At 60.8% G+C, this 12,744-nt stretch carries 10 protein-coding genes; 4 read left to right on the forward strand and 6 right to left on the reverse strand.

Annotation, left to right across the window (positions count from 1 at the left end):
* The first annotated feature begins 67 nt into the window (after positions 1–67).
* Together AC1Q5O_RS17665 and AC1Q5O_RS17670 are read left to right on the forward strand one after the other, a co-directional pair.
* Positions 68–925 (forward strand): IclR family transcriptional regulator, encoded by an 858-nt coding sequence (locus AC1Q5O_RS17665; RefSeq protein ID WP_492564686.1) that lies wholly within the window; start codon positions 68–70, stop codon positions 923–925.
* Positions 922–2,529, forward strand: a complete 1,608-nt coding sequence (locus AC1Q5O_RS17670) for an acyl-CoA synthetase (RefSeq protein ID WP_492564688.1) — start codon at positions 922–924, stop codon at positions 2,527–2,529. Before AC1Q5O_RS17665 ends, AC1Q5O_RS17670 begins: the two co-directional genes overlap by 4 nt.
* A 2-nt stretch (positions 2,530–2,531) precedes the next feature.
* On the opposite strand, the gene AC1Q5O_RS17675 is transcribed toward AC1Q5O_RS17670, so the two are convergent.
* Together AC1Q5O_RS17675 and AC1Q5O_RS17680 are read right to left on the reverse strand one after the other, a co-directional pair.
* Positions 2,532–3,152, reverse strand: a complete 621-nt coding sequence (locus tag AC1Q5O_RS17675) for a class GN sortase (protein ID WP_492564690.1) — start codon at positions 3,150–3,152, stop codon at positions 2,532–2,534.
* Positions 3,152–5,374 carry a marine proteobacterial sortase target protein gene (locus AC1Q5O_RS17680; RefSeq protein ID WP_492564798.1) on the reverse strand — a complete coding sequence of 741 codons (2,223 nt, stop codon included), beginning with the start codon at positions 5,372–5,374 and terminating at the stop codon, positions 3,152–3,154. Before AC1Q5O_RS17680 ends, AC1Q5O_RS17675 begins: the two co-directional genes overlap by 1 nt.
* A 221-nt stretch (positions 5,375–5,595) precedes the next feature.
* On the opposite strand from AC1Q5O_RS17680, the gene AC1Q5O_RS17685 reads away from it, so the two are divergent.
* Positions 5,596–6,375: a helix-turn-helix domain-containing protein gene (locus AC1Q5O_RS17685; RefSeq protein ID WP_464664558.1), complete on the forward strand. Its 780-nt coding sequence runs from the start codon at positions 5,596–5,598 to the stop codon at positions 6,373–6,375.
* On the opposite strand, the gene AC1Q5O_RS17690 is transcribed toward AC1Q5O_RS17685, so the two are convergent.
* From AC1Q5O_RS17690 to AC1Q5O_RS17705, 4 genes are all read right to left on the reverse strand, one after another.
* Positions 6,372–7,340 carry an ABC transporter permease gene (locus AC1Q5O_RS17690; protein ID WP_223614879.1) on the reverse strand — a complete coding sequence of 323 codons (969 nt, stop codon included), beginning with the start codon at positions 7,338–7,340 and terminating at the stop codon, positions 6,372–6,374. The genes AC1Q5O_RS17685 and AC1Q5O_RS17690 overlap by 4 nt on opposite strands.
* Positions 7,337–8,851: a sugar ABC transporter ATP-binding protein gene (locus tag AC1Q5O_RS17695; RefSeq protein ID WP_492564693.1), complete on the reverse strand. Its 1,515-nt coding sequence runs from the start codon at positions 8,849–8,851 to the stop codon at positions 7,337–7,339. Before AC1Q5O_RS17695 ends, AC1Q5O_RS17690 begins: the two co-directional genes overlap by 4 nt.
* Positions 8,852–8,943: 92 nt before the next feature.
* Complete coding sequence (locus AC1Q5O_RS17700) at positions 8,944–9,843, reverse strand: substrate-binding domain-containing protein (RefSeq protein WP_403182400.1); 900 nt, start codon at positions 9,841–9,843, stop codon at positions 8,944–8,946.
* A gap of 227 nt (positions 9,844–10,070) precedes the next feature.
* Positions 10,071–11,231 (reverse strand): FUSC family protein, encoded by a 1,161-nt coding sequence (locus AC1Q5O_RS17705; RefSeq protein ID WP_492564696.1) that lies wholly within the window; start codon positions 11,229–11,231, stop codon positions 10,071–10,073.
* Positions 11,232–11,350: 119 nt separating this feature from the next.
* On the opposite strand from AC1Q5O_RS17705, the gene AC1Q5O_RS17710 reads away from it, so the two are divergent.
* Positions 11,351–12,733, forward strand: coding sequence for an FAD-containing oxidoreductase (locus tag AC1Q5O_RS17710; RefSeq protein ID WP_492564698.1), 1,383 nt, complete (start codon positions 11,351–11,353; stop codon positions 12,731–12,733).
* Positions 12,734–12,744: the final 11 nt, after the last annotated feature.

Consider the following 12,744-nt stretch of genomic DNA (forward strand, 5'->3'; position numbering starts at 1 on the left):
TTCAATAGAACAACAAAATGATCCACAATATGGATCAAAATGCGTGTGGGAGAGCATGGAAGAAAAGATGACGGCACCAGCCAGTCTCAACGGGTCGCAAAGTGTCGACAGGGCACTGGGTCTTCTCAGTCTTGTCAGCTATTTCGGCGATCAGGGCGGATCGCTGAGCGAGATTGTCGAGCAGGGCGGCCTCAACAAGCCGACGACGCGGCGTCTGCTGCTTGCACTCATCCGCTCGGGGCTGGTCGAACAGGATGCACAGACCCGGCGCTACTATCTCGGACAGGAAGCCTATGTGCTGGGAACGCTCGCCACCCGCCGTTACGGCCTGTTGCAGATCACGCGCGACAGCCTCAGCATTCTCTCCGCCAAAACGCAGGATACCAGTTTTCTCTCCATCCAGCGCGAGACCTATGCGGTGTGTCTGCACCGGGAGGAAGGCACCTATCCCATCCGCACCCATGCGCTGCAGGCGGGGTACCGGCATCCTCTCGGCGTCGGCGGCGGTTCACTGGCCATCCTTGCAACGATGCCGGATGACGAGATCGACATCATCCTGGCCGCCAACGAGGCGGTGCTGCTTGCCGATTACCCCAATCTTCCGCCGTGGCAGATCAGGGAGGATATCGCGGCAACGCGGGAACAGGGTTTTGCCCTCAACCCCGGGCGTATCCTGGCCAATTCCTGGGGCATAGGCTTTGCGATCCATTTTCCGGATGGGCGGGCCGCCGGTGCGCTGAGCATCGCGGCCATCGACAGCCGCATGCAGCCGGCACGCCAGCAGGAACTGGCGGAGCTGATGCGCATCGAGGCGAAAAAGATCGAGGCGCGGCTGGCCCATCTCCAACCGCTCAATGACCGGCCGAAACGGGCTTCGGCGGCCGGTGTGAAATCCAGAGCAAGACCCGAACGGATCAAAGCATGAGCAGCACGGACGCAGCCCTGATCACGGCCATGTCGAAACGCGTGATGAACCTGTCGGGTTTCCTGGCGCAGACCGCGCGCCGTTTGCCGGATGAAACAGGTTTCGTCTGGGGTGAGAAAAGCTGGAGTTGGAGCGCGCTGCAGCGGCGCGTCGATGCGATGGCTGCGGCACTGCAGAGCGAATTCGGTGTCGTCAAGGGCGACCGCATTCTGATCCAGTCGCAGAACTGCAACCAGATGTTCGAATCCATGTTCGCCTGTTTCCATCTGGGTGCCGTATGGGTACCGGCGAATTTCCGTCAGACACCGGATGAGGTCGCCTATCTCGCCAAGGCGAGCGGAGCCAAGGGCATGATCTGCGGTCACCTCTTCCCCGACCATGTGGCGGCAAGCCGGGACATGAACCCCGATCTTGCTTTCGTCATTGCCATCGGCAAGGCGGATTTCGGCGACGATTACGATGACATCGTCGCCCGCTTTGACGGCCGAAAAGTTGCAACCGCCGCTGTCGATCACGGCGATCCCTGCTGGTTCTTCTTCACGTCAGGCACGACGGGGCGGCCCAAGGCGGCCGTCCTCACCCATGGCCAGATGGCTTTCGTCATCACCAATCACCTGTGCGATCTCATGCCCGGCACCACGGAAAAAGATGCTTCGCTGGTGGTTGCGCCGTTGTCGCATGGCGCGGGCATTCACCAGCTGACCCAGGTGGCACACGGTGCGAAGACGATCCTGTTGCCGACGGAGAAGTTTGACGTTGCCGAAGCGTGGAGGCTGGTCGAGCGATGGCGCGTGAGCAACATGTTCACGGTGCCGACGATCCTGAAAATGCTGACGGAACACCCGTCCGTGCATGAGCGTGATCACTCCTCCCTGCGCTACGTGATCTATGCCGGTGCGCCCATGTACCGGACCGACCAGATTCATGCGTTGAAGACGCTTGGGCCGGTGCTCGTGCAGTATTTCGGTCTTGGCGAGGTGACCGGCAACATCACGGTCCTGCCGCCTGCCTATCATACGACGCAGGATGGTCCCGATGCACGGCTCGGCACCTGCGGCTTTGCGCGGACCGGCATGCAGATCGCCATTCAGGACGACACCGGCCAAGAGGTCAAACCGGGCGAAACCGGCGAGATCTGTGTCATCGGGCCGGCGGTGTTTGCGGGTTATTACGACAACCCCGACGCCAATGCGAAAGCCTTTCGCGATGGCTGGTTCCGGACCGGCGATCTCGGCCACATGGACGAGGCGGGTTTCGTCTACATCACCGGCCGGGCGTCCGACATGTATATCTCCGGCGGTTCCAACGTCTATCCGCGCGAGATCGAGGAAAAGATACTCACCCATCCGGATATCAGCGAAGTGGCGGTGCTTGGCATTCCCGATCCGGTGTGGGGCGAGGTCGGGCTGGCGGTCTGTGTCGCGCGGTCCGGCAGCGCCCCCGATGGCGAGGCCGTCATGGCGTGGCTGAACGGCAAGATGGCGCGCTACAAACTGCCGAAGCGTTTCGTCTTCTGGCCGGATATGCCCAAATCCGCCTATGGCAAGATCGCCAAGAAGCTCATCAGGGAAGAACTGATCCGGCGGGGTGAACTGGACAGCTGATCTCATTCCAGCATCCGCGCTTTCACCAGATAGCGCATCGGTCCCGATGTTGCGGCATCAAATGGCCAGCAGGTGGCAAGAACCAGATTCCTGCCGGCGGCATTGGCATCAATGCCGGACTGATCCCAGCGGACGACCGATGTTTCCGTGACCTGATAGGTGAAGACCTTGCCGTCACGCCGGGTAATCCGGACCGTATCGCCGATCTGCACGTCCTTCAGAAAGGCAAAATGCGTATCGCGGTGTGCGGCATAGACTGCCGTGCCGCTGTCGCCTGCTTCGGCGCTGCGGTCCACATGGCCGGGGCCGAAGGCCAAGGCCTGTCCGCTTGCCCCGTGCAGGACGATGGAGGTTTCGCCGATACGCGGGAATTCAAGCCGCGCAACCGGCCAGGTATCGGCCCATGACCAGGGTTTGACCGGCTGGCCGGTTGCGACGCTCCGGGTAAAGGCACGGTCGAGAAGCACCTGCGCCACCATGGCTTTCGCGTGAATCCACAGGCCCTGGCTGACCAGTACCAGCCCGACCAGAGCCATCACGATCATCCCGGCGCGCAGGGCAGGGCGGAGAACCGCCCTGCCTTTCTGCTTGGAGACGCCGTACCGTGTGCGGATCGTGCTCATCATGCTTTCCCCATTGTCTTGCGGCTGAAGAAGAACAGCCCGGCACTGGCGAAGAGCAGCATCAACCCGGCGATCATGCGCAGTTCCGCATCGGTTGCCGTCTGCGGCAGGGCAAGCTGATCGGCAGGAGCCTGTTGGACAACCGGCTTCTTGCCTGCCGCCAGTTTTGCCAGCTGGACGTCCGCACCATTGTCGAGGCTGGCCTTGCGTGTTGCCTGTTCACCGAACACCTTGTCGAAATCCCAGCCTGCCGGGAGATTGAGCGGGACGTCGGCGCGGGTCAGCGGCTTGTTCTGCGGCCGTGTTGGATTTGTGTCGACGGCAACCAGACTGGTCAGGCGTGAGACGAGACTGTTTTCAAGGGCGAGTTTCAGGATGCGCCTGTCGGCTTCGTCACGGCTGATCTTGCCGAGGGTGCTTTCGACCTCCGCATCGGAAATCTTGCGGCGGGCCCAGAGTTTTGACAGGCCTTCACCTTCCGCGGCCTTGGCAACCGGCAGCGTGACCTCCCATGGCTGCGTGCCGATCATGCCCTTGATTGTCAGGGTGCCGGAAAGCGAACCGAGCTTGGCGGCAAGAACGAGCGGCTCGCCGCGGTAGAGATCAGGCAGGATTGCCGGTGTCACATCGGCATTGCCGGGCGAGAAAGTGGCACTGAGGTTGGTGATGATGGGACTTTCCAGCTTGGCAAAGAGTGAGCGCATGCGCTCATCGACCTGATCCGTCGAGCCGATGGAGGTGAACGTGCCACGGCCAAGTTCAGCGGCGCGGTTCATCAGATAGTTGTTGGGGGCAGAGCCGATGCCGACCATGAAAACCCGCGAACGGCCGAGCCTGGCGGCGATGGTATCGAGCAATTGCTGTTCGTTGCCGATGGCGCCGTCGGTGAGGAACACGATCTGGCGGACAAAGGACTGATCGTTGGGACGCCGGTCGTTGAGGGCTGCTTCCAGCGGCGCAAGCATTTCCGTGCCGCCGGATGCTTCGAGGGCGCCGACAAATTCACGGGCCGTGGTGACGTTTTCCCGGTCGGCAGCAACGGTATCCTGGAACAGCGAGGTCATGGTGTCATCGAAGCGGATAACGTTGAAGCGGTCAGCGGGTTTGAGGCGGCTCAGGGCATAGTCGAGGCTGGCCTTGGCCTGATTCATCGATGTTCCACCCATCGAACCGGAATTGTCGATGACGAAGACGATTTCGCGCGGGCGCTGCTCCTGCTTCTGTTCGACAACCGGCGGCGTCACATAGGCGAGCGCATAGTCATGCTTGCCGACCGTTTCGCGGAACAGGCCGACAGCGGGTGCCTTGGCATTCTGCGGTTTCCAGGTCAGTTCAAAGTCGCGGTCGGCGTGGTTGTCACCCGCCAGCGCGATGACCTGCGTCTGGGCATCGATGGTTTCGGTGTTGACGGCATGGTGATGGCTCTTCACCTCGCCGAGGGCAAAGCCAGCCTGCAGGCGGACCTTGATGCTGACCGGATTGACCGGGGTGTTGATGCGCGGATCAAGCACGGGCGGCGTGATCTTGCTGCGATCGGGGACGGGATCGGCTGTGGTGCCCCAGCCGGAACCGTCGACCGCAAGGTCGGCGGTCTGCGTGATCGGTGCAGGATTGTAGCGCGGGGCGACAACCAGCGGCACGCGCAAGGAAAATTCATCGCCGGACAGGCGCACGGGCTCCTGATAGTCGATCTGCACAACAACCTGCTCGTGCGGGCCAATATTGGCGACGGAATTGGTGAAAAGGTTCGGCCGCTGCTGTTCAACCAGGCTGGCTTTCTGGCCGGATGCCTTCGCCGTTTCATAGATGGCCTTGGCTTCCTTCTTTTCCTTGATATCACCGATGATCACGCGCTTGCCGACAACCATTTTGAGCGCATGCACGGCGCTGTCTTCCGGCAGCGGATAGGCATAGACCGCCTCGACCCAGCCATTGGACGGGTTGGTGAATATCTGGGTGATGCGGGCGCGAGCCGTTGGACCGCTGACGACGATGTCGACATCTGTGGCGACACGCGGCGCTTCGACGTAGCGGCCGGCTTCCGAGCTCTTCAGCAGAAGCGTGCCGGATTTGACGTCATCGAGGGTGACAAGGGGCGACCGGGCGGTTTCGGCATGCGCCGTCGCCAGGCTGAAAAAGAATACCGCGAGCGCAATAAATGGCAGACCAACGACGTTGATCAACCAGAGTGCCTGGCAGGTACGGCGCAGCCAATGGGGCATCGCTCGGGGAGATTGCTGGGTATGGAAGGTTGCGGTTTTCATCGGGAAAGCTCCTGTTGGTGCTCCCATCGGGAAGCTTTCCCCATTTCATACATGGGCGTTTTTGCCGCCAGCGTAAGCTTCGGGAATGTTCCGCACGGCCCCGTCACGAGATGTCTTGCCCCCGACGGCCTTGTGTGGATATGTGAAGGAATGTACGTGATTTGACGGGAGCGAGGCCTATGGCCGGGGATATCGACAGTCAGCTATCGGAGCGGCAGAACCAGGCGGTTGCCACGAAAATCCGCGAGGAAATGGCGCGGCGGCGGGTTTCGCGGCAGTATCTGGCCGACCAGGCGAAGATCAGCCTGTCCACCCTGGAAAAGGCGCTTTCCGGCCACCGGCCGTTTACACTGGCAACCACGATCCGGCTTGAAGAAGCGCTGGGCATGCGTCTGCGTGCGGCGGACCTGCTCGATAACCCGGTTGCGGTGAACAATGGACATGCCAGTGAGGAATTCGGCGCCTATTCCCGCGCGGCTGTCGGATGGATCGAAGGCCGGTACCTGACGTTACGGCCGTCCTTTGGCGATCCGAAGGCAATCTTTGCCTATTGCACCGAGATCGGCTGGAACGATGCCGCGTCCAATCTGCGGTTCATTGAAAAGGAACGGCTCGATGCGGCCTTTACCCAGCAGGGGACGGTGGCGATCCCGAATCTCTCCGGCCACATCTATCTTGCGACCAATACGTCGGGTCAGCAGCGGCTGATCATCGTTTCGCGCCCGTCTATTACGGGTGAAATGTACGGAATCCTGACCACATTGCAGGCGGGACGCGGCGCGCAATTGACGCCGATATCAGCACCTATCGTTCTCATTCCGATGGCATCCATGCCGGACGCACAGTTCGGGCGCATCGCGCCCGATCACGGCAGCTACGCATCCTATCTCGCCTATCTCAAACGCACGGTGGAGGAACCGTTCGCCGTGTTCCTCCCCGGGCCTGCCGGTCGCGATTAGGCCCGCATTGATTTGCTGCGCACGTCCAGCCAGACGGCGAAGAGAATGACGATGCCCTTGAAGATGAGCTGGTAGAAATAGGGGACGGCCAGCATGTTCATGCCGTTGTTGATGACGCCGATGATGAGCGCACCGAGAATGGTGCCGACCATGGTGCCGACGCCGCCGGCAAGGCTGGTGCCGCCGAGCACGACCGCGGCAATCGCGTCGAGTTCATAGCCCATGCCGGCATTGGTCTGGGCCGAGGAAAGGCGCGAGGACAGCAGGATGCCGCTGATGGCCGCCATGACGCCTGAGATCATGAAGATGATAATCTTCAGCCGGTCGACGCGGATGCCGGAATAGATCGCCGCCTCGCGGTTGCCGCCGGCCAGATAGGCGCGGCGGCCGAAGATCGTGCGGGAAAGAACGATGTGGTTGATGGCAAAGAGCGCAATGACGATCCAGATGATGATGGGAAGGCCAAGCCAGCTTTCGCTGCCGATGGCCAGCCATGTTTCATTCTCGATGGAGGCGGGCGCGCCGTTGGTCGGCAGGCTGACAGCGCCGCGATAGATGCCCATGGTCGCAACCGTGACGATGAAGGACGGCAGCATGAGCTTTGCCGACAGGACGCCGTTGAGTCCGCCCATGATGGCGCCTGCCGCCAGCGTGATCAGCACGGTCGGCGCAAAGCCGAAGCCCATGGAAAAGGCCTGCGCGGCCACCATGCCCGCCACGGCGATGATCGAGCCTACGGAAAGATCGATATCGCCGAGCAAGATCACATAGGTCATGCCATAGGCAGCAACTGCGATCACAGCCACTTGCTGCATGATGTTCATGAAATTGTTGAAGGCGAGAAACCGCGGGCTGATCGAGGAAAAGACCAGGCACAGGATGATCAGCGAGATGACGATGCCACCATATTGCCGGATGAGGGGGGAAGCCAGAAGCGCCTGCTTCGTCTCGGTCGAATTGCTCATTGGTGTATTCCTGCTGCATAGGTCATAACGGTTTCGGGGCTGAGGCCCTGCGCATCCAGCGTTTTTGCCACGCGCTTGTCGTGCATGATGACGAGCCGGTCGCTGAGGCCGAGCACTTCAGGCAATTCCGACGACACCATCAGGATCGCGGTCCCCGCGGCGGCAAGCTCGCGGATGATGCGGTAAATCTCGAATTTTGCACCGACGTCGACGCCGCGTGTCGGTTCGTCAAGAATGAGTATTTTGGGCTGCGTCTGCAGCCATTTGGCGATGACGATCTTTTGCTGGTTGCCGCCGCTGAGCGAGCCGGCAGGGGTATCGATGGAGGCGGTCTTGATGGCAAGGCGCAGCACTTCCGTCTTGGCCGCCGCCCGTTCACGGGCCGGGCGGGTAAAGCCGAACTGTCCGGACAGCTGACCCAGAGCGACCATGTTGATGTTCCGCTCGACGCTGTGCTGCAGCACCAGTCCCTCTTCCTTGCGGTTTTCCGTAACGAAGGCGATGCCGTGGCGGATCGCGTCGGCCGGGGAGCGCAGATGCACGGGATTGCCGTTGAGGCGGATCGTTCCGGCTGGTTGCACGAAACCGAACAAGGCCTTCATTACATCGGAGCGGCCGGATCCGATCAGGCCGAATAGGCCGACAACTTCGCCCGGCCGCACGTCCAGCGAGACATTTTCGAATTTTCCGGCTTCGGAGAGATTTTCAACCGCAAGAACCGGAGGCACCGCAGATGAGGGGCGTTCGACAAGGCGCGGCGGGTAGATGTCCTTCATCTCCCGCCCGACCATCAGCGCGATCAGGCCTTCGATGCTCGTGTTCTGCTTTTCCGTCGTCGCGACAAAAGAACCGTCGCGGATCACCGTGATATCATCGGAAATCCGCATGATTTCCTCCATGCGGTGCGAGATATAGATGATGGCCGTTCCCTTGGCCTTCAGGCGTTCGATGATGGTGAAGAGGATTTCCGCTTCGCTGTCGGACAGTGAGGATGTCGGCTCGTCAAGGATGACCACGTCGGCGGGACGGCTGAGCCCCTTGGCGATTTCCACCAGCTGGCGCTGGGCGATGGACAGATCGCCGACCTTGGTGCGCACATTGACAGGCAGGCCGAGGTCCTGAACGATCTGTGCGGCCTGTGCGTTGAGATCGCGTTCATTGATGAAGCCGAACCGGTTGGGTTCATGCGTCGCCAGAATGTTTTCGGCAACCGACAGGTTGCGGCAGAGACTGAGTTCCTGGAAGACGATGCTCAAACCCAGCGCCTTTGCCTCGATAGGGTTCTTTGGAGCGTATGGCTCGCCGCGCAGCGTGATCGAGCCCGATGTCGGCTGGAACAGGCCGACGAGAATTTTCATGAGCGTGGATTTGCCGGCACCGTTCTCGCCCAGCAGCGTGTGCACGCGCCCGGGCCGCACGGAAAGGTTCATGCGCTTGAGTGCCGTCACCGGACCGAAGGTCTTGGCGACGTCCTTGATTTCAAGCACAGGTGCGTTGGATGAAACGGCCATGAATGACAATCCTTACCGGAGGTCTTCCTGAACTGCCACCCGCGAGGCGGTCCTGCGCGGGTGGCACTGTTGATCGTTGACGTTGGCGGGGCTTACTTTTCTTCGCCTGTTTTGGTGACAACGCCAGGAACGATCGGCTGCTTGGCGTCAACGGTCTCGCCCTTGATGACCTTGCCTGCGGTCGCAACCGCAACCTTGCCCATCTGATCCGGATACTGCGCGATCACGCCGACCATGACAGGATCGTTCTTGACCGCATTGCGGGCTTCTTCCATGCCGTCGAAGCCGATGACCTTGACCTGATCCTGCAGCTTTGCCGACTTGACGGCCGAGGCTGCAGCAAGGGCCGCATCGTCGCCGAAGCCGAAGATGCCGACGACGTCGGGGTTCGCCTGCAGGATGTTCTGGGCGGCGGCAAGCGCCTCGGGACGGGTGATGCCGGTCTGGATGGAGACGATCTTGATATCGGGATGCGCGGCAATCGCCTTCTTGAAGCCTTCGACGCGATCGACCACCGACTGCACCGTCGGGTAGTCAATGACGGCCACATTGCCCTTGTCGCCGATCTGCTTGGCCATCAGCTCGCCAGCCTTGACGCCGCCGGTATAGTTGTCGGTGCCGACATGCGAGGTGACTTCAACGCCCTTGGCGGGAACGTCCACGGTGATCACCTTGATGCCAGCCTTCTGCGCCTTGGCGATGGCGGATTTTACGCCCGTGCTGTCCACAGGCGAAATGATGATGACGCTGACGCCCTTGGTGATGAAATCTTCCACATCGGCGAGCTGCTTGTTCAGGTCCTGATTGGCAATCGCGATTTCAAGCGGCAGGTTTTCCGCCTTGGCTTCCGCGGTCATTGCCGAAGCAAGCGAGATATAGAACGGATGCTGCTGGGTAAGCAGCGAAGCGCCGATACCTTCGGCAAAAGCGCCGGTGGCCATCAGTGCGGCGGCGCCAGCAAGCAGCAGTTTGGTAAAATGGGTACGGATCATTGTTCCCTCCAGAACAGTTGTTTTCTCGAAAGCCGGCAGATGGGCATTGGCGATACACAACCGGATACTGCATGGCCGTTCTGCCGTGCTTCGTCCGTTGGCGATGGCCGATGCTCCTCCCACCTTCGTCCGCCGCATGGATGTTCAATTTATGTTGCTGTGTCAATATAAAAATTTGCGCGCGTAAAGTTTATTGCAGAAAGATGATCTGCATTCGTCACAATATTTTATTCGTTTGATGATGGCTGCTTGATGTCAGGGCCGTCATTTCGCGGGGTGTGGTCACGGAAGAGATAGTGGGAGGCAAGGAGAACCGGCTCCAGGATGACCACGCCGAACAGGATGCCCGCAAGCCGTTCGATGCCGGGTTCCAGCGCGGCACTGCTATAGGTGTCGGGCACGAGGACGACAAGAAAGGCGAGGACGAACTGCGTTCCGATATAGCTGATGGAGGAGTTGCTGTTTTCAATATGCCGCCCGACAAGGACGCCGATACACACGCCAAGCGTCATGAGGATGGGCGAATGATGACTGCCGAGCAGGATGATCGTGGCGATCAGGCCGCCGACGCTGCAGCCGACAAAACGCAGCACCAGCCGCGATGTGATCGGGTTGAGCACGCTTGCGGCCAGACTGCTCACCGGAATCATCATCACGGCCATGATGGTAATGCTCGACTGGCTGAGGGAGGTGATGCCGGTCCACAGCCATATCCATGGAATCAGCCCAAGGGCGATTGCGGCCTGCAGCGCATGCTTCGCGGCACCCCGGTGCCAGACCACGGAGTGTCTTATCGCGGTCTGCGCGGGCGTTTCCCGGGATTGCCGCGGCAGCCGGCGCCGGATGGTGAAGGTCGATACTGCGCTGACAAGAATGCAGGCGAGGGTGCCCGCAAGGATTTCGACGAGGCGCGACTGGGCGAACGGCAGCACCGATTCCGATGGATGTTTCATGCCGTCGATCAGCACCATGCAGAATGTCAGCCCGGTGAACAGCCAGGCATAGCTGCGTTTTCCGACGAGGGCGAAGTAAAGGGTGACGCCGCCGATAATGACAAGCGACAGGCTGAGAAGGAACGGCGTGCCGATGACAAGCGGGGCCAGGGCCAAAGCGGCACCCGCACCCGCCGATGTGCCGATGATGCGCAGAATGCCGCGGGTGAGACTTTCCGATACATGCGAGCGCATCACCATGTAGCCGCTGAACGCCGCCCAACCGACGTTTTTCGCCTCAAGGACGTGCGCGAAGATGATGGCGAGCAGCACGGATATGACGCACTCGAACTCGTCGACCATACGCGGTCCGGGTCTTGCCAACGACCGGAGTTCCCGCACGCTTGCGGTTGCGAAAACAGTAAGGCTGGCTGTGGCTTGCCGCAGATAGTTCATTGTTTGCTTCTACCGGTCTTGCAGCCGGCTGTCGATGTTTCGATTTCCGCGCAAGACGCGGCTTCCGAACCAATGCCGCTCTTGTTACTCTCGCACACCCTTAACGCTGGAGCACTGCCATGGGCCACGCATTCGACGCGATCATCATAGGGGCGGGGCAAGCGGGCCCATCGCTCGCAAGCCGGCTGACCGCGGCTGGCATGAGCGTGCTGATTGTCGAGCGAAAACTGTTTGGCGGCACCTGCGTCAATACCGGCTGCATGCCGACGAAGACGATGGTTGCCAGCGCCTACGCGGCGCACCTTGCCCGGCGCGGGGCCGATTATGGCGTTGTGATAGAACAGCCTATTCGCGTCGACATGAAGCGTGTGCGGCAGCGTGCCGATACCGTTTCATTCAATGCCCGCACGGGTGTCGAGACCTGGCTGCGCGGAATGCGCAATTGCCGGGTTGTCGAGGGGCATGCCCGGTTCGTCGACGCTCATACGATTGCTGTCGACGGAGTGCTTTTTCAGGCGCCGCGCATTTTCATCAATGTGGGCGGGCGCGCCAACATTCCGGATATGCCGGGTATTCGGGATGTCGATTGTCTCACCAATACGACCATGATGCAGCTCGATACCTTGCCTCGGCATCTGGTGGTGGTTGGCGGCAGCTATATCGGCCTCGAATTTGCGCAGATGTACCGGCGCTTCGGATCGCAGGTCACTGTCGTTGAGAAAGGTCCCCGGCTGGTTGGACGCGAAGACGCCGATGTGTCCGAGGCGATCAGGTCCATCCTGGACAATGAAGGCGTTGCCTGCCGTCTCGATGCCAATTGCATCGCTTTCAAACCGCATGCCGACGGCACGGAAGTTCATCTCGATTGCGATTCCGGTGCGCGCAGCGTGGTCGGCTCGCATGTGCTGCTGGCGATTGGCCGCCGTCCCAATACCGACGATCTCGGTCTGGACAAGGCAGGCATCGAGACGGACGAGCGGGGTTACATCAAGGTCGATGACTTTCTGGCGACGAGTGCCGACGGTGTCTGGGCGCTTGGAGACTGCAACGGGCAGGGCGCATTCACCCACACGGCCTATAATGATTATGAGATCGTGGCGGCCAACCTCTTGGATGGCGAGCGCCGCAAGGTCAGCGATCGGGTTCCCGGCTATGCGCTCTATATCGACCCGCCGCTCGGCCGGGCCGGAATGAGCGAAACCCAGGCCAGAGCAACGGGCCGCCCCATTCTGGTGTCGAAGCGGCCCATGACCCGGGTTGGCCGGGCTGTCGAGAAGGACGAAACGCAGGGCTTCATGAAGATCATCGCCGATGCGCAGACACAGCAGATTTTAGGCGCGGCGATTCTGGGTACCAGCGGCGATGAGGCGATCCATGGGATAATCGACGCGATGAGCGCCAAGGTGGGCTATCCCACGCTCAAATGGGCGGTGCCTGTCCACCCCACCGTTTCCGAACTGATCCCGACAGTGCTCGGCGATTTGTCCGCCCCGGCGCTCTGACAAGGCCCGCG

The sequence above is a fragment of the Phyllobacterium sp. MT110 genome, assembly GCF_058792715.1.